This window comes from Pseudomonadota bacterium, assembly GCA_027620075.1.
Lineage (GTDB): Bacteria > Pseudomonadota > Alphaproteobacteria > Rickettsiales > UBA6187 > 1-14-0-20-39-49.
This window is the reverse complement of record JAQCEY010000003.1, coordinates 64508-82504: the sequence shown is the minus strand read 5'-3', so window position 1 is coordinate 82504 and position 17997 is coordinate 64508. Positions and strand designations below refer to the sequence as shown.

At 39.8% G+C, this 17997-nt stretch carries 21 protein-coding genes; 13 read left to right on the top strand and 8 right to left on the bottom strand.

Annotated features, from left to right (window positions below; all coding sequences use genetic code 11):
* Positions 1-531: 531 nt before the first annotated feature.
* On the bottom strand, positions 532-1263 hold the full coding sequence (gene recO, locus O2942_05910; protein ID MDA0781783.1) for a DNA repair protein RecO: 732 nt from the start codon (positions 1261-1263) through the stop codon (positions 532-534).
* Positions 1264-1369: 106 nt separating this feature from the next.
* Between recO and cysQ the strand changes: the two genes are divergently transcribed.
* The 3 genes from cysQ (at position 1370) to O2942_05895 (ending at position 2546) form a co-directional block, all read left to right on the top strand.
* Entirely contained in the window at positions 1370-2131 is a 762-nt protein-coding gene (gene cysQ / locus O2942_05905) for a 3'(2'),5'-bisphosphate nucleotidase CysQ (protein ID MDA0781782.1), read from the top strand.
* A gap of 11 nt (positions 2132-2142) precedes the next feature.
* Positions 2143-2337: a hypothetical protein gene (locus tag O2942_05900; protein MDA0781781.1), complete on the top strand. Its 195-nt coding sequence runs from the start codon at positions 2143-2145 to the stop codon at positions 2335-2337.
* Between the two features lie 62 nt (positions 2338-2399).
* Complete coding sequence (locus O2942_05895; protein MDA0781780.1) at positions 2400-2546, top strand: hypothetical protein; 147 nt, start codon at positions 2400-2402, stop codon at positions 2544-2546.
* A gap of 7 nt (positions 2547-2553) precedes the next feature.
* Here the strand turns inward: O2942_05895 and O2942_05890 are convergent, their stop codons facing one another.
* From O2942_05890 to O2942_05880, 3 genes are all read right to left on the bottom strand, one after another.
* Positions 2554-3165: a peroxiredoxin-like family protein gene (locus O2942_05890; GenBank protein ID MDA0781779.1), complete on the bottom strand. Its 612-nt coding sequence runs from the start codon at positions 3163-3165 to the stop codon at positions 2554-2556.
* 11 nt (positions 3166-3176) lie between these two features.
* Positions 3177-5267: a sodium-translocating pyrophosphatase gene (locus O2942_05885; GenBank protein MDA0781778.1), complete on the bottom strand. Its 2091-nt coding sequence runs from the start codon at positions 5265-5267 to the stop codon at positions 3177-3179.
* 111 nt (positions 5268-5378) lie between these two features.
* The gene (locus O2942_05880) at positions 5379-6155 is read right to left on the bottom strand and encodes a TatD family hydrolase (protein MDA0781777.1); all 777 of its coding nucleotides are present in this window, start codon (positions 6153-6155) and stop codon (positions 5379-5381) included.
* Between the two features lie 455 nt (positions 6156-6610).
* Between O2942_05880 and O2942_05875 the strand changes: the two genes are divergently transcribed.
* The gene (locus O2942_05875) at positions 6611-6949 is read left to right on the top strand and encodes a hypothetical protein (protein MDA0781776.1); all 339 of its coding nucleotides are present in this window, start codon (positions 6611-6613) and stop codon (positions 6947-6949) included.
* An 88-nt stretch (positions 6950-7037) separates the two neighbouring features.
* Entirely contained in the window at positions 7038-7907 is an 870-nt protein-coding gene (locus O2942_05870; GenBank protein ID MDA0781775.1) for a DMT family transporter, read from the top strand.
* On the opposite strand, the gene O2942_05865 is transcribed toward O2942_05870, so the two are convergent.
* Positions 7893-8342: a nucleoside deaminase gene (locus O2942_05865; GenBank protein ID MDA0781774.1), complete on the bottom strand. Its 450-nt coding sequence runs from the start codon at positions 8340-8342 to the stop codon at positions 7893-7895. The genes O2942_05870 and O2942_05865 overlap by 15 nt on opposite strands.
* A gap of 76 nt (positions 8343-8418) precedes the next feature.
* Between O2942_05865 and O2942_05860 the strand changes: the two genes are divergently transcribed.
* Positions 8419-9930: a HAMP domain-containing sensor histidine kinase gene (locus O2942_05860; protein ID MDA0781773.1), complete on the top strand. Its 1512-nt coding sequence runs from the start codon at positions 8419-8421 to the stop codon at positions 9928-9930.
* 39 nt (positions 9931-9969) lie between these two features.
* Here O2942_05860 and O2942_05855 read toward each other — a convergent pair whose 3' ends face one another.
* Positions 9970-10395 (bottom strand): DedA family protein, encoded by a 426-nt coding sequence (locus O2942_05855; protein MDA0781772.1) that lies wholly within the window; start codon positions 10393-10395, stop codon positions 9970-9972.
* An 85-nt stretch (positions 10396-10480) separates the two neighbouring features.
* Between O2942_05855 and O2942_05850 the strand changes: the two genes are divergently transcribed.
* From O2942_05850 to tsf, 5 genes are all read left to right on the top strand, one after another.
* Positions 10481-11200, top strand: coding sequence for a DUF1223 domain-containing protein (locus tag O2942_05850; GenBank protein MDA0781771.1), 720 nt, complete (start codon positions 10481-10483; stop codon positions 11198-11200).
* Between the two features lie 130 nt (positions 11201-11330).
* On the top strand, positions 11331-11726 hold the full coding sequence (msrB, locus tag O2942_05845; protein ID MDA0781770.1) for a peptide-methionine (R)-S-oxide reductase MsrB: 396 nt from the start codon (positions 11331-11333) through the stop codon (positions 11724-11726).
* Positions 11723-12313: a peptide-methionine (S)-S-oxide reductase MsrA gene (gene msrA / locus O2942_05840; protein MDA0781769.1), complete on the top strand. Its 591-nt coding sequence runs from the start codon at positions 11723-11725 to the stop codon at positions 12311-12313. The genes msrB and msrA overlap by 4 nt, the downstream gene beginning before the upstream one ends.
* A 141-nt stretch (positions 12314-12454) precedes the next feature.
* Complete coding sequence (gene rpsB / locus O2942_05835; GenBank protein MDA0781768.1) at positions 12455-13429, top strand: 30S ribosomal protein S2; 975 nt, start codon at positions 12455-12457, stop codon at positions 13427-13429.
* Positions 13430-13537: 108 nt separating this feature from the next.
* Positions 13538-14458, top strand: a complete 921-nt coding sequence (gene tsf / locus O2942_05830) for a translation elongation factor Ts (GenBank protein ID MDA0781767.1) — start codon at positions 13538-13540, stop codon at positions 14456-14458.
* Between the two features lie 45 nt (positions 14459-14503).
* On the opposite strand, the gene O2942_05825 is transcribed toward tsf, so the two are convergent.
* Positions 14504-16165, bottom strand: a complete 1662-nt coding sequence (locus tag O2942_05825) for a thiamine pyrophosphate-binding protein (GenBank protein ID MDA0781766.1) — start codon at positions 16163-16165, stop codon at positions 14504-14506.
* 192 nt (positions 16166-16357) lie between these two features.
* Here O2942_05825 and O2942_05820 point away from each other — a divergent pair, with 192 nt between their 5' ends.
* On the top strand, positions 16358-16627 hold the full coding sequence (locus O2942_05820; protein ID MDA0781765.1) for a hypothetical protein: 270 nt from the start codon (positions 16358-16360) through the stop codon (positions 16625-16627).
* Positions 16628-16983: 356 nt separating this feature from the next.
* On the opposite strand, the gene phaP is transcribed toward O2942_05820, so the two are convergent.
* Complete coding sequence (phaP, locus tag O2942_05815) at positions 16984-17436, bottom strand: TIGR01841 family phasin (GenBank protein ID MDA0781764.1); 453 nt, start codon at positions 17434-17436, stop codon at positions 16984-16986.
* A 194-nt stretch (positions 17437-17630) separates the two neighbouring features.
* On the opposite strand from phaP, the gene O2942_05810 reads away from it, so the two are divergent.
* Entirely contained in the window at positions 17631-17996 is a 366-nt protein-coding gene (locus O2942_05810) for a hypothetical protein (protein ID MDA0781763.1), read from the top strand.
* Position 17997: the final 1 nt, after the last annotated feature.

Sequence of the window (17997 nt, the reverse complement as noted above, 5' to 3'; positions counted from 1 at the left end):
TGCTATTTTGAAACTTTATTTTGACAACTATTGGATTTGATGATTTTTGTCTTTGATATAGGACCTGATGCAAATTTTTTATTAAGATAGTCGACAATTAACATATCATCAAAAAAATAATCTAAAATTATCACAATTATTCCTATAAACAACATCAGTGCCGCTTCAAATAATCTGATAAAAGATTTTAACAAGGTTATTTTTTGCCATTATTACATACAATAATATAACCAAAAAGAAGCTGCCCCAGCGTTCCCATATATTTAGAAACCGGAAAAAACAAGAAATATGAAATAAATCCTATAAAACCGTACCAAAATTTATTATTTGGGATAAAGTTAAAAAGATTAATTAGGTATATGGCAAAGGAAGAAAGCACTAAAAAACAATTAGATCAACAACAAACATTCCGAATCTATTTGAAAGATTTAATTCCGTATTGATATGAATTTTTCGTTTACCCATTTACTTATTTTAGCTTAAACACTTGTAGTGTTATTGTACCAAAAATTATGAAAATAATAAAGCTTTTTAAGATAAGGTTTGAAAAATAAGCTCCACAAACCTGTGCCTAGCAACGGGAAGCGTTCTATTATGAGGCTTGTAGATATATTTTTCAAGGAAATAAGCACCAACCTCAAGTCCGTTTATGATTTGTTCATCGTCATATTGCCGGTTTCCCTCGTTTTTTAAAAACGGAGGCATCTTTAGCAGTTTATTTTTATATGGCTCTCCTGCCGATTTTGATACCGCACGTCCCGATTTAGGGGAAATGTAAATAAGGTTATCGGTATCACCCGTTGCGGCACATGATGAAAGGTCAAGCCTGAAGCCCAAATGCGATAATAACTCTATTTCAAGCAGTATATAATATAGCTTCCAATGAGCATCATTTTTTAAATGCTCAATAAATGATTTTAAGTGATAATATATCTGCTTTGCAGGCTCACGTTCGGGCAGGCTGGTTTCTAAAACTGCACATATACAGTTAAGGGCGGCAAGACGAAGCGGGCAGTCCATCAATATGGCTGCGTTGGGTGTTTGTAACTCCGAGCTGAAACTGCCCAGATGCTCGGAAAGCCTGCCACGCCATGTAGCTTCAATAAAGTTACCTGTTTGGTAAATTCCGCAATTCTTTTTAGATGAAACACCCCTTACCAATCCGTTAAACAATCCGTGTTCTTTGCTGATAAGGGATAATATGCCCGATGATTCGCCGTATTTACGGGTTGATAGGATTATTGCCTGATCGTTCCACTGCATGGGTTTTTGTAAGTTACAAGTTGCAAATTATCGGTTATTGGTATATTAAAATCTTAAACATAACTTTAGTAACGATAACTTACAATCTAATACTTACAGCCATAAAATGACATACGAAAAATACGCATCAGAAGTTTATTATATCACAAAAAAAGCCGGAAATATAATCATGGATTATTATAACGGTAAGATAGAAGTTCTGCTCAAAAAAGACGAGTCGCCCGTAACCGCAGCCGATATAGCTGCCAATAAATATATTTTACAAGAGCTTGCCACGCTGACACCCGATATACCTATAGTTTCTGAGGAAAATTCCGAAGAAGAAAATAAAAATGCTGCTAAAGGCGGTTTATTCTGGCTGGTAGACCCGTTGGACGGCACTAAAAGCTATATCAAAAAAACAGGTGAGTTCACGGTCAATATAGCACTTATCAACGGCGATAAACCCGAAGGGGGAGCTATTTTCGTTCCGGCAAAGAAAACAGGATATTTTACCGCCGAAGACGGCAATGCCTATAAACAGGAACAAGACGGGCTACCAACCCAGATAAGGGTGCGTCCGCTACCTGAAGACGGTGTTGTAGTTGTAGCAAGCAAATCGCACAGAACACCGGAAACCGATGAATATATTGAAAAACTGCCGAAAGTTAAAGAGATAGTGTCTGCCTCCAGCTCCGTTAAACTTTGCCTGATAGCCGAAGGGGCGGCAGATGTTTATCCAAGATTCGGAAGGACTATGGAATGGGATATAGCCGCAGGACACGCCGTATTAAATGCAGCAGGCGGCAAGGTGCTTAATACCGACGGCTCCGAATTTATTTATGCCAAGGAAGATTTTGCCAATCCGTTCTTTGTGGCATCTGCTTAAGGAAGAAGGTTATGAGACATGGCTTTGTCGGAAGGCATTTTAATGAACAAATTGCCCGAGCAAGAAGAGAAGAAAACCGAATCCGTCAAAATCGTCAACCGGTCGTTAATCGTCAGGATAATGAGCCGTTAAATGCTGTAGAACTAATCGATTTAGTGCTTGGCAGGATCATTTTGATGACTTTAATGATATTAATGATGAAATAATACGACTTCAACGAGCAAATAGAATTAGAAATAATTTAATCAGACAACAAGAAAATCTAAGATTGGCTAGGCAAGACCTTGCAAATAGAGATCCTAACGAATTAGTTCCCGCCCTTACCGAGCTATCAGATAATGAATTAAGCGATGACGAAAGAGAGAATAACCCTATTGCTCAAAGGCGAGAAAATAATCAGGGCAGAGGTCGTTAGACCTTTGCTAATTAAGGTTTTCAAGGATTTCTAAGACCTCGTTAATATCGGCTCTTTTTTTGTAATCAATATCCTTAAAAGCATATTTTACAATTTTATCCCGACCTATAACAAAGGTGGCAGGAACGGGAAGTTCATAACCCTCATGGTTGTTGAACTCTTCTAATGTTTGCCCCGTAGTGCTTTTTAGCCACTCGGAAAAGCCTTCCCTGTCAGATTCAGGCACTTGCCATATAATCCCGTATTTACGGGCAAGCTCATTGCCTTTATCGCTTAACACCTCGAACTTCAGTAGGTTTTTAACTGCCGTTTTTTCCGAATTTGACGGTGTTTCAGGGGATATGGCTATCAGCTTTGCACCCGCCTCCTCTATCTTTGAAAGATTGACCTGAAATTCCTGAAGCTGCCTATTACAAACCGGACACCAGCCGCCACGATAAAAACTTACTACCACAGGTCCTTTTGCAAGTTCCTCATATAAGCTTATATTTTCTCCGTCAGGATTGGGTAGGGAAAAATCAGCGGCTATCTCTCCGACCGAAAGGCTGCCTTCAAGACCTTCACTTGCAAAAACATTAAGCGGTAATAATGCTATAATTATAATTAAAAGTTTTTTCACTTTTTTCTCCTTTAATTTGCAAGTATGGCAAGTAATAAGATGGCTACTATATTTGCTATCTTTATCATAGGGTTTATCGCAGGTCCTGCCGTATCTTTATAAGGATCGCCTACGGTATCACCTGTTACTGCCGCTTTATGAGCCTCAGAACCCTTACCGCCGTGATTGCCGTCCTCAATATATTTCTTCGCATTGTCCCATGCACCGCCGCCTGCCGTCATTGAAAGGGCTACGAAAATCCCCGTTACGATTATTCCGAGCAGCATAGCCCCTAAAGACGCAAATGCCGCCTCCTGACCGGCTATTGAATTAATTACATAATACAAAACTACAGGAGCGACTATCGGCAATAAGGACGGTATTATCATTTCTTTTATCGCAGCTTTAGTAAGCAAGTCAACCGCACGACCATATTCAGGCTTGGCTTTACCTTCCATAAGTCCTTTTATGGTCTTTATCTGCCTCCTTACCTCTATAACGACCGAACCTGCCGCACGACCTACCGCCATCATGCATATAGCTCCGAAAAGATAAGGCAGCATACCGCCGATAAACAGTCCTACAACTACATAAGGGTCACTAAGCACAAACTTAACATTCAGATTGGGGAAGTAATGTTTCAAATCTTCCGTATATGCCGCAAATAAAACCAGCGACGCAAGAGCCGCCGAAGCTATCGCATAGCCTTTAGTAACTGCCTTGGTAGTATTGCCGACCGCATCAAGAATATCGGTTGTTTTCCTTACCTTCTCGGGAAGTTCAGCCATCTCGGCAATACCTCCTGCGTTGTCGGTAACCGGACCATATGCGTCCAGAGCCACTATTATCCCTGCTGTTGCCAACATAGTAGTTGCCGCTATAGATATGCCGTAAAGACCGGCATTCGAATATGAAAATATTATACCGGCACATATTATTATTATAGGGATTGCGGTCGCTTCCATTGATATTGCCAACCCCTGTATTACGTTAGTGCCGTGACCTGTCGTCGAAGCTTTGGCGATACTCCTTACGGGGCGGTATTTGGTAGAAGTATAATATTCCGTAACCCAAACTATAAGACCGGTTATAACCAGACCGCATGCAGCACAGAAAAATAAGTTCGTGCTATTGAAACTTATGCTACCTACCTCGTAAGTAATTTTTTCATCGAAATACTGGTTGGTAAGCAGGAATATTCCGGCAAGTGACAATACTATGGTCGCTATCATACCTCGGTATAACGCACCCATAACATTGGTGCTGTTTTTACTAAGCCTCACAAAGAACATTCCCAAAATTGAAGTAACGATGCATACGCCTCCGATAGCAAGAGGATAAACCATCATTAATTCACGTGCAAAACCACCGAAGAAAATCGAACCAAGCAACATTGTTCCCACTATGGTTACCGCATAAGTTTCAAACAGATCGGCTGCCATACCGGCACAGTCCCCCACATTATCGCCTACGTTATCTGCGATGGTTGCCGGATTCCTCGGATCGTCCTCCGGTATGCCTGCCTCAAGCTTGCCTACAAGGTCGGCACCCACATCAGCACCTTTGGTAAATATACCGCCGCCCAAACGGGCAAATATAGATATTAACGACGCTCCGAAACTAAGTGCCACCAAAGCTTCTATAATTTCTCTGGCAGGAATTGATGAGTTCTTCAAATACATGTAATAACCGGTTACACCGAATAAACCGAGACCCACAACAAGCAGACCTGTAACCGAACCTGATTTAAAAGCTATTTCCAGCCCTTCTTTTAGCCCCTTCCTACAGGCTTCCGCAGTCCTTACATTAGCACGTACCGAGATGTTCATTCCGATATATCCGGCTACGCCCGATAGAACCGCACCTATAATAAAACCGAACGCAACATAATAGCCGAGTGACAGGAATAATAAGACGGTTATAATACCGCCGACCAGAGCAATTGCACTATATTGCCTGTTAAGATAAGCCGCCGCACCTTCTTGTATAGCCGCAGCTATCTTTTTCATCTTATCGGTTCCGCATGGAGCCGATATTATACGCGTAGCCATGTATATGCCGTATAACAGAGCCAAAGAACCGCAACCGATTACTAACGCCAGTATCGTATCTAAATCATTCATGGCTTTAAAAATCCTCCTCGCAATTAACCCAAAGGTTGAATTTACCCAAGATGTCAGAATATACCGGAATATGCAACAGCATTTTGCAGGTAAAACGGCATTATACGAGTTTTAAGGTTTAGCTTTAGAGAATAGTTCAAAGAAATTAGCCGTAGTTGTTTTTGCAACCTCCTCATATGTTACGCCCTTTAAATCCGCTATGAATCTAGCAGTATGACGGGTAAATCCCGGTTCGTTGGTCTTCCCCCTGTGAGGTGTGGGTGCAAGGTAGGGTGCATCGGTTTCTACCAGCATTTTTTCAAGAGGAAGTTCTTTTACGATTTCCTGTAGTGCAGTGGCTTTTTTAAAAGTAACTATACCCGATATTGAGATATACATACCAAGTTCAATAGCTCCGTATGCCAGCTTTGAACCTGTGCTAAAACAATGTATCAGCCCCGTAAACGGTTTGACGGCATATTGCTCTTGCATAATTCTAAGCGTGTCATCATCAGCGTCACGTGTATGCACTATCACAGGCAGCCCTGTTTCTGCCGATGCTTTCAGATGTTCTTTAAAACTTTTCTGCTGTTTTTCACGTGGTGAATGCTCGTAATAATAATCAAGACCGGTTTCACCTATGCCTATAACCTTATTATCCCGTGCTAACTTTATTAGCTCTTCGGCATTAGTTAATTCTTCTTCCGCCACATTGTTGGGGTGAACACCTACCGAACACCATATATTATCATAGTCATTTGCTATATCTAATATTTGCGGGAACTCGCCGAGTCTGGTACAGATGGTCTGCATATATTTAACATCCATATCGGACGCACGCCGAACAACATCGGCTATTTTATTCTCAAAATCAGGAAAATTAAGATGGCAATGCGAATCTACTAACATGCCTTACCAATATTGGATTTTTTTCTTTTTAGCAAATATTTTGTTTTAAAATTATAGTGAAAGCAAATCCGGATCGTAATTAAGCGTTGTGGGAAAAGATTGCGATCCGGATTACTCTTTCAAGGTTGGATTTGTTGCTATTTTTATAAGCCGAGGTTCATTTCTTTCATCATTATCGGTGCAAGATTATCTTGCTTTAGCAGATTGTTTGAGAAACATATTTTGATAAAGAAATTAATAATAGCTCCTATCTTCCCTCCATATTCTTACATTAACATGCTTATATTAATATAATGTTTCATATAAAAAATTTTTCTTAACAAAACTTTAACAAAGCTATCTATGCAAAAATGCTGTTGATAACCCTTTGTTAACATATTAACCGTTATTGACTTTTATTTTCCTAAGGAATAAATAATTATATTAAATTTTTTAGGTAAAAAACGGAAAATAAAATGAAGTCCGAATATCAAACTCGTTCTAAATCAGGAAACAAAAAAAAATCCCCATATGATAAAGTATTCCCGCTACTTCAAAAAGAGGGCGTTTCAGCCGTAGAAAAATATGTTCCGCTACTTACCGGAAAAGCAGTGGATAGTGTTCTTGAAATTGCCGAGAAAAAACAAAAGGAAAATACCGAACAAAATCAGGATACCGTACTGAATAGATTCCTTGCCGATTATATTAAAGAAAGCAGAAAAATGGTTGCCGAAGGAAAAGGCGGTACAAAATATGCCGACAGATTGTTAAAAGAGCGTGAAGAAAGCCAAAAGCAACCGCAAATTTTCAGATAATATGAATTACCCCTACGCATATTGATTTGTAACATATGGTAAAATATACTAAGGTCGGCATGTTTTACAACTTATTACTCTTCAGAGCATGCCTGCCATACTGTACTTTATAGCCTCCTGCTTTTTATTCGCATGCCTTAGTGCTATGGGTAAGCATATGTCTTCTACCTTAAATCCTGCCATGGTGGTGTTTTTGCGTAACGCGGTAGAACTTATTATTTGTATCCCCGTTTTATTCTACCATTTTAAAGAGATTAAAAGACTGCGTTTCTCAAAAATATTATGGACACGTGGATTTATAAGCCAGACGGCATCTACATGCTGGTTCGTAGCTATATCAAAAGTCAGCCTGCCCTCAGCAATGGCTTTTAGCTTTTCTACGCCTTTATTTACCACAGTTGCGGCAGTTATTTTCCTAAAGGAGGCTATAAGCTATCGACGTACATTAGCTTTGGTTATCGGCTTTGTGGGAGTGCTTATAATATTACAGCCTTGGAGGAGCATCGTTGACCTTGCACCATATAGCTGGGTTTTTGCAACCGTTATATTATGGGCTGTTGCAAATATTGTTATAAAAAAATTATCCGACTCAATATCACCCATGGTCATAATTTTTTATATGTCACTAGTAATGACTATTTTTTCTATACCTGCGGCATTGATTTACCTGCAAATACCTGCAATTAGCGATATACCGCTTGTTATATTGCTCGCAGTCAACACTCTCGTCTGGCAGTGGTGTCTTATCAAAGCATATAACAAAAGCCCTATTTCCGTATTGCAGCCTTTTGAGTTTTCAAAGCTTATATTTACCTGCCTTATAGCATATTTTATGTTCGGCGAGGTGCTAAGCATATCAGGGTGGTTTGGAGTTATCCTGATTATAATAAGCAGCTCTTATGTTACATGGAGGGAACATAAATTAAAGAAAAAATCGCTTAAATTACCTCTTCCCTAGAAAGAAATCCTTTAGTAACTGCCCGCATTCGAGTTCATTTATGCCGCCGTAAATCTCCGGTTTGTGAAAACACGAGGTCGCTTCAAATATCCTTGCCCCATGCTCCACACCACCGCCCTTTGTGTCATACGCCCCGAAATATAACCGTTTTATTCTTGCAAAACTTATAGCCTGAGCACACATAGGGCATGGTTCCAAGGTAACGTACATGTCACAATCGGTCAGGCGGTTTGTACCCTTTTTTTTGCAGGCTTCCTTTATTACGTTCATTTCCGCATGTAATGTCGGGTCATTGTTCTTTTTCATCAAATTGCCTGATGCAGATATTATTTCACCTGTATTACAGTCAATTATCAACGCACCCACCGGTACTTCATCTTCATGATAAGATTTTTTCGCAATTTTAATCGCTTTTTGCATGTAAGTTGCTTGCATTTTTCAACCATTAATATATTGATTGTTATTCTTTGAGCATTAGTGTATCATTAGGTTATATTTAAATATTATGTAAATGTTAAGATATTTCAACGTCATTGCTTTTTTAAGCTTTATTCTGGTAGTTGTCGCTGCATTTTTTGCCGGGATGTATTTTCGCTCGTTTGCAGCAAATTCGGTAATAAAGACCCCTATCGTTGAAGGCAATACCAATCTGATAGAAAAATTATCTGAAAATATAATCTGTAAATATTATCCCATACTCAAAGCATTAGATTCAAAACCCGTTAATGATTGGCAGGACGACAAGTATTTTAAGAAATACTTTCTAACCAATGCAAAAGAATCGTTGTCGATGAACGCCGCTGAGAAAATAAGTATATATACCGAAAATAAAGAGATGTTCTTTACTACACATGATGCCGAGGTAGTGTTTTTAAGCGATGAGGAGCCTGATATACTGCACAGCGTAACACCCGGTCAAACTAAGGGGGTGCTGCTAACTTCTTTAGGTATGTATCAGGATAATCAGCAAGATGTAGGCGGGAGCTATGTAAGGACGGTTTCAACGTTCAGTACGGCTAACTGTACCAACACATATAAAGATGGCGGAGAGACAAAAGCCGTAAAAGATGAAAAAGAACTGAAATTCATAGTGGAAATATATGATGATGTTACAAAATCATATGAAAAACTATCGCTGTTCCATATGGTTGTATCGTTCTCAATTATAATCACTTTCATACTTTTATATCTGGCACTTTTCCTTACTTCCCGTAAGACGGAAAAACTGATAAACAAACAGCATGACGAAAAGCTTAGACTGGAAAGAGCGAAAACGGCAGCGGAAGCCCAAAACCAACAAAAATCAATGTTCCTTGCCAATGTCAGCCACGAGCTTAGAACGCCGCTCAATGCAATTATCGGCTTTTCCGAGATAATAAGGGACGAAGTAATGGGACCGGTAGGACACCCGCAATATAAAGAATATATAACCGATATCAATTCATCGGGCGTGCATCTTCTAAGCCTGATAAACGATATCTTGGATTACTCCAAGGCAGATGCCAGAAAGCTTGATGTTGAAAAGGTAGATGTAGACCTCAGTAAAATAGCACATAGCTGTCTAAGGCTTATCGAACCAAGGGCAAAAGAGGCTCACGTACATCTTGTGGAGAATCTCCCTGCTAACCACGTGGTGCTTTCTGCCGACCCTAAACGTATGAAGCAGGTAATACTTAACCTGCTTTCAAATGCCGTTAAATTTACGCCTGAAGACGGCAAAGTAACACTAACACTAATCGAAGATGCCATGAACGGTAATGTGATAATTAATGTAGTGGATACCGGTATCGGCATAGCTGCAAAGGATATCTCTAAAGCAATGGCTCCTTTCGGACAGATAGACAGCTCTATCAGCCGCAGATATGAAGGAACGGGGCTTGGTCTGCCCCTTACGAAAAAGCTTACCGAGCTTATGGGCGGCACGTTCGATATAAAAAGTGAGGTCGGTCTGGGTACGACGGTTGAGCTTTTATTCCCCATGATAAAGGTAGAAAACGCAGAAGAGGCAAACCTGAATTTTTAATGCCGGTGGTTTTAGTATCGATTATTAGAAAATCGACTCTTAAAAAGCTTTTTCCAAAGCCATTGCCAAAACTATATATCTGCCTGCCTTACCTATAGTTACCAATGTCAGGAATAAATAGATATTCGTCCTGAAGATTCCGGCTACGATAGTCAGTGGATCGCCTAAAAACGGTGTCCATGCAAGCAGCAGCGACCATACACCGTATTTTTGGTAAAAACCGTTAGCCCTGTTTATCATTTTATTATCTGCGGGAAACCACTTCCTATCCTTAAAATGCATAACATACTTGCCGATATAGTAGTTTATAAGCGAACCCAGTACATTACCGATAGTCGCAACGATTACCAGCAAAACAACGCTGTGCTTTTGTGAATATATTAAAGCCGACAGGACTATTTCAGACTGGACGGGCAGTATAGTTGCCGCAAGTAAGCCTGTAATGAATAACAGTAAAAAATCTATTTTTATCTCCTGATTTTATATTAATGTAACTAAAACAACTATCATAACGAATAATATTATAACAAAACAAAAAAATATTATTAATATGGGTATATTAGCAAAATCATTATCATTTATAACAATTCTGTTTTACGGACAAAGTGTCTTTGCTGCCGACGATAAACTTGCACCAAGACCTGTTATAGTAGAGTTTTTTACATCGCAGGGCTGTTCGTCATGTCCGCCTGCCGACGAGGTTCTGAAATATTTGAAAGAAAATAACCCTAACGTTATACCGCTTTCAATGCATGTCGATTACTGGAACTATATAGGCTGGAAAGATCCGTTTTCTAGCGATTTGATAACTAAAAGACAACGAGGGTACGCCTACGCCATGCAAAAAAGAAGGGTATATACGCCGCAAGCGGTGATTGACGGTAAATATGAGGTTATAGGCTCAAGTTATAGTAAAGTTGACTCACTTATAAAAAAAGCCTTATCTTCAACCCAAGATGTATATATGTCCGCAAAGATAACGGGAGATAAACTGGAAGTAAATGTATTGCCGCATGTATCGCAGCCGGAACAAAAAGCAGATATAGTGGTAATCGGATATGATTTTGAAAATACAACTAAAGTAACAAGAGGAGAAAATTCGGGAGAATTACTAACCAACGCCAATATAGTACGCCATATTGAGCGTATAGGGTTATATGAAGGTGAAAAAATCAGCGTAACAAGCGATATCCCCGATACCGATAATTTTATTGTTATACTACAAAAAGAAGGGCAAAAAGAAATAATAGGTTTAGCTATAGCAAATTAATATAAAAAGGAGATAGATTATGTTATCCGTAAAAAAAATCATAAGTCTTGCCGTAGCTGTGGGTACGGTATATCTGATAGTTAATAATTTTATTGTAGTGGAAAAAGCATCGGCAGAACATGGAGAAATTATGAAAATAAAATTAAGCAACAAAGAATGGAAAGAAAAGCTAACACCCGAACAATATAATATATTGCGTGATGAGGGTACCGAACCTCCTGGGTCAAGTCCGCTAAATAATGAAAAACGTGAAGGTGTGTTCAAATGTGCCGCCTGCGGTCTTGAGTTGTTCAGGTCGGAAGCAAAATATGAATCGGGAACGGGGTGGCCTAGTTTTTTCCAACCTATCAAAGGACATGTTGAAACAAAAACCGACTTTAAACTTATATATCCGCGTACCGAATATCACTGTGCCAGATGTGGCGGTCATCAGGGGCATGTATTTAAAGACGGCCCCGAACCTACGGGGCTACGCTATTGCAATAACGGTCTGGCATTGACGTTCGAGGCTGAGGGGGAGAAATGAAAGTGAAAAAATTTTTAATAACAATATTAATAACAACGGTAATAACTATGGCTAACGCTAACGCAAAAAACGAAACTGCAACTTTAGCAGGAGGCTGCTTCTGGTGTATAGAAAGTGATTTTGAAAAAATAGGCGGGATTATATCGGTAACTTCCGGATATACCGGAGGTAGCGAGCCTAACCCCACATATGAGCAGGTTTCATCAGGAGCTACGGGGCATGTTGAGGCTGTGCAGATAGTATTTGATGCAAATATAATAACTTACCGCCGAATAATGGATAAGTTCTGGAGAAGTATAGACCCGCTAAATGCCAGAGGACAGTTCTGCGATATAGGGCCTCAATACCGCTCTGAAGTTTTTTACCATAATGAAGAGCAAAAACAAATTGCCGAAGAAACAAGAAAGCAAATAGATGATTCGGGTGTCCTGCCCTCTAAAATAGTTACAAAGATAACCGAAGCTTCCGAGTTCTATCCGGCAGAAGAATATCATCAGAATTATTATAAGAAAAACCCTGTTCGTTACAAATATTACCGCTATAGCTGCGGACGTGACAAGCGTGTAGAAGAGCTTTGGGGTAAATAAACCCTTGCATATACTGATTTTATGCTGTATATAGACTTCCTGAAATTTTTTTAATTCACACGTGGGAATTTTTTTGGTGTCCGTTATTTTGTTGATAATGGATTTTTCCTGCGGAGGCAACAACTAAGAAAGGACATAAATATGAGTGCTTTACCTAAATTTACTATGCGTGAACTACTGGAAGCGGGAGTTCACTACGGTCACAGAACAATGCGTTGGAATCCTAAAATGGCTCCGTTTCTATATGGAAGCCGTAACGGTACGCATATAATCGACCTTCAACAAACCGCACCTATGCTTCATCAGGCTTTAGTGAAAGTACATGAAGTTGTAAGGAAAAACGGACGTGTTCTTTTTGTAGGAACTAAACGTCAAGCATCAGAATCAATTGCCGAAGAGGCAAAACGTTGCGGTCAGTACTATGTAAACCACAGATGGTTGGGCGGTATGCTTACTAACTGGAAAACGGTTTCAGGTTCCATAAAAACATTACGTGATACCGAAGCAAAATTGGAAGGGAATTTAGCCGGTCTTAAAAAGAAAGAAGTTTTAAGCCTGCAAAGACGTGCTGAAAAAATAAGATTATCACTTGGCGGTATCATGGATATGGGCGGAAAGCCCGACCTGCTTTTCGTGATTGACGTAAACAAAGAATCGTTAGCTTTACTAGAAGCCCAAAAGCTTGGTGTTCCCGTTATTGCAGTTGTAGATAGTAATGCAAGTCCTGACGGTGTTGACTACCCTATACCGGGAAATGATGACGCTATCCGCTCTATCAAACTATATTGCAGACTTGTGGCCGATTCCGCACTTGCCGGACTAAAAGAAAGCTTGGGTAGTGCCGGTGTCGATATAGGTTCTGCTGCCGATATAGCTGCGGAAATATTGCCTATGCCGAAGAACGACAATTCTAAAAGAGTTTCAGCGGCTAAAGATAATAAGAAACCTGCGGCTCAAAAAGCTAGCGATAAAAAAGACGAAAAAGCTACCGCTGCAAAGGAAGAGAAGAAACCTGAAGCAAAAAAAGCCGATGCTAAAGAGGAAAAGAAGCCTGCTGCAAAAGCTAAAAAAGCAGATGGCAAACCCGCTGAAAAGAAAACAGCTTCCGATAAATAATTTATTGCTGTCATTCCCTGAGTTAGTTTGTTAAAACAAATTGCTCAGGGAATTGGCTTTCCTGAAAATATAGACAATATTACAAATTAAAAAATAATGAGGTAAAAAATGGCTATTACTGCTGCTCTAGTAAAAGAATTGCGTGAGAAAACAGGTGCAGGCATGATGGATTGTAAAAAAGCTCTAACCGAGTGTGGCGGTGACTTAGATTCATCTGTTGACTGGCTGCGTAAAAAAGGTATAGCAAGTGCAGGTAAAAAAGCAGGACGTACTGCGTCAGAAGGTGTTGTTGCTGTTGCACAAGGTAATGGAAACGGTGTTATAGTAGAGCTTAATATTGAAACTGACTTTGCCGCTAAGAATGAAACCTTCCAAAAGGCTGCAAGAGATATCGCTCAAACCGCTCTTGAAAAAGGCGTTAAAGATATAGAATCTTTAAAGGCCGCTGCTTATCCGGGCAAATCTCACTCTATTGAAGACGAGATAAAAGAGCTTATCGGTAGCATCGGTGAGAACATCGACCTGCGTCGTATCGACACTGTACAAGGCGATAATGTTATAAGCTACATACATAATAAAATTGCTGACGGTTTAGGTCAGGTAGGCGTTATCGTTGCTTACTCTACCGAAGGTGATGCCGATAAAGCCGGTGATTTCTGCCGTCAGGTAGCTATGCATATTGCGGCTATGAAACCTGAAGCTTTAAATGTGGCTGACCTTGACGAATCATTGGTTGAGCGTGAGCGTCAAATCCTTACCGAGCAGGCAAGAGCATCAGGCAAGCCTGATGAAGTTATCGCTAAAATGATAGAGGGACGTATCCGCAAATTCTATGCCGAGGTTGTATTGGTTGAGCAGGCATTCGTTATAGACGGTAAAACTGCCGTAAAAGACGCTTTAAAAGAAGCTGAAAAAGAAATAGGCGGTGCTACTTCTATAAGCGGTTACGCAAGGCTTACCCTTGGTGAAGGCGTTGAGAAAAAAGAAGAGGATTTTGCAGCCGAAGTTGCTAAAGCAGCCGGTGCATAGTTAGTAATTTATAAAAAAGCGGGTCTTTGTGGCTCGCTTTTTTTACTACCTTTTATCAGGATTTCTCAACTTCCCTATAGCCTCTCCCATCTGACGCAGGTAGATACTGCAATTATCACGTGGTACAACTACCTCGATAAAATATAGCTCTTTATAATTCCTTGCCTCTTTTAACGCTTCTTCCAAACCGCCTTTAGTAGTTACTTTGACCGATTTACCGTAATTTATCAGCTCGGTAGTTTTGGTGTAATTCCACATGGTTATATTGTTAAAGTCGCCGTCTATAATATGACGCTGCGTTCCGTAACCGTCATTATTTATAACTATCACAACCGGAGCAAGTTTATATTTAGCCGTGGTTGAAAGTTCCATACCCGTCATCTGGAAAGCTCCGTCCCCGATAATGGCAAAACATTTACTGGCAGGATTTGCAACCATAGCACCTATCGCAGCAGGAGCCGCAAACCCCATAGACAGGTAATAGGCATCGGCAAAGAAATGGCTACGAGTGGCTGTTTTAATGCCTATAGCACCTATCAGTGCATCACCCGTATCACATACGATCGTATCATTTTTCTTAATATGAGTTGAAAGAATGTTAAACAAAGACTCAACATCTATCTTCTCGTCATAAGAGTTTTTTTCAAGACCTGTGAATTTATTGACAGGTTTAGGATTCTTAAAGTCCTTACGGCGTTCTATTTTTGCGTTTAAAAGTCCTTTTAGAATATCCTTTAATTGTAAATACTCATATGTATGCAGCCCTACATATGCTTTTTCGGTATTTAGGGTTATGCATTTTTGTCTGGATAATTTTTGCGATGAAAAACCAAGCAGTACATCTGACAAAAAAGCTCCCAGCAATATCACACAGTCCGAATTATCAATATATTCCTGACAGTGGGCTTCTGAAAACGCTCCGCTATATACCCCCAGATATAAGGGGTTGTCTTCACGTACAACGCTTTTTCCCATCAATGTTGCGGCGATAGGTATGTTATGCTTTTTCGATAGCTCGGAGGCAAGGTCGGTAAGTTTGTGCCTGTGTAGCTCTATATCTGCAATTATAACCGGACGCTTGGCAGCGTTTATTATTTGAGTTATCTCTTCAATGCAGGCTTTTAATATATCCTTATCGCTTTGTGGAGCCTCAGAAATTTGAAAAATATTATCGGGGATTTCTATCTCCGTGTCTACCGCATCAAAAGGTACTTCAATATAACCGGGACGGCTATATTTTTTTACTGCCTGCACAACCCTTACTATCTCTTCGGCGGCTTTTTTGGTATCAAGCAATACAGTATTGGCACATGTTACCTCTTCATAGATACGGCGTTGTGAATCAAAAGTGCGTACCTTGTGGTGAATCATCGGGTCTTTTTGCCTATCATTGGCGGAAGGTCCTCCCGATATTACTATAACAGGGCTTTTTTCGGCGTAGGCACAGGCTATCGAGTTCAACATATTCAGCCCGCCCACGCAGTATGTTATTATTGCAAGCCCTAACCCTGTAGAGCGTGCATAGCAATCGGCAGCAAAGCCTACGGACGGCTCATGCGTCATTGTGTATAATTTTATTTTGGAGTTATCAAGGTAACGAACCGTAGGCAGAACAAAATCACCCGGAATACCGAAAGCGTTCTCTATTCCTTGCTCATAAAGGTAATCAAATAAGAACTCGCCTAGTTTTTGTTTTTTTACCGACATACTTTCCCCCTCATTACTTATGAACCTACTTATTCTAGCACAGATAAGACCTAGTTTGAATGGAAAGTTTATAACTTATTTGGTTGGGCATTGTTCACTAAAGATAGTTTTATGTAGGTTGTGTACCGCATATTTGACAAATACGAGTGCGGTATATTAAAATATTAATGATTTTAGTTCCGGAGTTAGGCAATGTCAGATAAAAAAAATAAAGGTGAAGAATATTCTCTAAGACTAGAGAATGATGAAATTGAGTTGGATTTTGATGATATAAGTGTAGGGAGCTTTGATACCAATACTTTTAGTGATGACAGCAGCCTAGCAAGCTTATCAAGTGATAGTGAGGCAAGTGCAATAACACAAGTGCCGAGGAATCGTGGGGCTGAAGAATTTAATTTAGAACCACTAAGATTGGGCCGGACGAAGCGTAGCAGAGCGGTTAGAGATAATTGGTCTGGTTGATGAATCAAATGATTTAGATACAACAGGCGGCAATTCACAATCTGTTTTTAGAGGCGGAGAAGAGGCCGATGTTGAGGAGTACAGACCTATACGTGAAGGTGTAGGAGGTTTGCGTGATGTATACCTAATCCTGATCAGGGAGGATTCAGAAATCGCATCGGTAGACAGAGAAGCGATATAGAAATAAGACGCTCCAATGCATTTGATGAAGATAAGCAATCACTTAGCTCAGATGGAACAAATGCAACGCCTCGTAGCCCAAGAGGTGGCGGTCGCAGTAGGTAAATGCAAACCCCTATCGTAAATAAAAAAAAGTCCTCTAAAAAGAGGACTTAATTTTATCAGAAAAACTTTACTTACGCCGCAGCAGAAGTTTTTTTCTTAGAAGAGCTGTTAGCATTCGCAGCAACTTCAGACAAAGCACTTGAAATTCTTTTGCTTATTATGTCAGAAGCTTCTTTGTTTGATTTAGAAGCTATTTCAGAAATTTCATTACAATTTTTAATAGCTGATTCAAGAGAGCATTTAGTGAACTCAACTTGTTTAGCAATGCCTTCTTCAGGGTTTTTTGTAGATGAAGCATCTTTAAAGAATTTAGAGAATTCTTCAACTGATTTTTGAGCCACTTCAGCTTGACGACGAGCAATAGCTTGTATTCCTTCGCTAGCAGCTTTAGCAGCGTCAGACCACGCTTTAGCATTTTGACGACCTGCATTTACAACGCTATCCCAGTCACACTCCGCAGCAAACGGGTTAGACGTAGAACATCCTGCAAGAAAATCCGCAAATGGGTTTTTGTTATTAGACATTTTAATTTCTCCTAATTTTTTATTAATAGTGCCTAGCATCATAAATATATCTACTAAAACTATATGTCAACACCCTTTGTGCAACGCACCACAATTAATTTAAATTAATAAAATTTAATGATTTTCTCAAAAATGTTGCGTCAATTTGATTTAAGCAATATGTTAGCATGATAATGTATAAAAATAGGTTTGAGATGAAAACTTTCTGTTCAATATTTTTTTCAATAATGTTGCTTTTTTGCAGCAGTGTCGCTAACGCTGAAGATGCCGCAATGATAATACGTTTTAATAAAGAGGTAGTGGGGTATGAAAAGCCACTTGAGAAAGTTGTGGATGCCGCTTTGGACGCAAAGCCCGATGTTTTTTTCGACATAGTAGCAATAGTACCGCAAACAGATAGTGCAAGGGATAACCGTGCATACAAGGCTCAATCCGTGGCAAATAGCAATGATGTTGTCGATATTTTAAGAAGAACGGGTATCGCACCTGATAAAATCAGGATAACATTTCAGGACAGCGAACTTGTAGATAGTGGCGAAGTGCATATTTTCGTTCGCTGAT

What these genes read in the sequence shown, in the direction of transcription:
- recO (MDA0781783.1), bottom strand. Translation starts at nt 1,263, where the DNA reads ATGCAGTGGAACGATCAGGCAATAATCCTATCAACCCGTAAATACGGC.
- cysQ (MDA0781782.1), top strand. Translation starts at nt 1,370, where the DNA reads ATGACATACGAAAAATACGCATCAGAAGTTTATTATATCACAAAAAAA.
- O2942_05900 (MDA0781781.1), top strand. Translation starts at nt 2,143, where the DNA reads ATGAGACATGGCTTTGTCGGAAGGCATTTTAATGAACAAATTGCCCGA.
- O2942_05885 (MDA0781778.1), bottom strand. Translation starts at nt 5,267, where the DNA reads ATGAATGATTTAGATACGATACTGGCGTTAGTAATCGGTTGCGGTTCT.
- O2942_05880 (MDA0781777.1), bottom strand. Translation starts at nt 6,155, where the DNA reads ATGTTAGTAGATTCGCATTGCCATCTTAATTTTCCTGATTTTGAGAAT.
- O2942_05875 (MDA0781776.1), top strand. Translation starts at nt 6,611, where the DNA reads ATGAAGTCCGAATATCAAACTCGTTCTAAATCAGGAAACAAAAAAAAA.
- O2942_05870 (MDA0781775.1), top strand. Translation starts at nt 7,038, where the DNA reads ATGCCTGCCATACTGTACTTTATAGCCTCCTGCTTTTTATTCGCATGC.
- O2942_05865 (MDA0781774.1), bottom strand. Translation starts at nt 8,342, where the DNA reads ATGCAAGCAACTTACATGCAAAAAGCGATTAAAATTGCGAAAAAATCT.
- O2942_05860 (MDA0781773.1), top strand. Translation starts at nt 8,419, where the DNA reads ATGTTAAGATATTTCAACGTCATTGCTTTTTTAAGCTTTATTCTGGTA.
- O2942_05850 (MDA0781771.1), top strand. Translation starts at nt 10,481, where the DNA reads ATGGGTATATTAGCAAAATCATTATCATTTATAACAATTCTGTTTTAC.
- msrB (MDA0781770.1), top strand. Translation starts at nt 11,331, where the DNA reads ATGAAAATAAAATTAAGCAACAAAGAATGGAAAGAAAAGCTAACACCC.
- msrA (MDA0781769.1), top strand. Translation starts at nt 11,723, where the DNA reads ATGAAAGTGAAAAAATTTTTAATAACAATATTAATAACAACGGTAATA.
- rpsB (MDA0781768.1), top strand. Translation starts at nt 12,455, where the DNA reads ATGAGTGCTTTACCTAAATTTACTATGCGTGAACTACTGGAAGCGGGA.
- tsf (MDA0781767.1), top strand. Translation starts at nt 13,538, where the DNA reads ATGGCTATTACTGCTGCTCTAGTAAAAGAATTGCGTGAGAAAACAGGT.
- O2942_05825 (MDA0781766.1), bottom strand. Translation starts at nt 16,165, where the DNA reads ATGTCGGTAAAAAAACAAAAACTAGGCGAGTTCTTATTTGATTACCTT.
- O2942_05820 (MDA0781765.1), top strand. Translation starts at nt 16,358, where the DNA reads ATGTCAGATAAAAAAAATAAAGGTGAAGAATATTCTCTAAGACTAGAG.
- phaP (MDA0781764.1), bottom strand. Translation starts at nt 17,436, where the DNA reads ATGTCTAATAACAAAAACCCATTTGCGGATTTTCTTGCAGGATGTTCT.
- O2942_05810 (MDA0781763.1), top strand. Translation starts at nt 17,631, where the DNA reads ATGAAAACTTTCTGTTCAATATTTTTTTCAATAATGTTGCTTTTTTGC.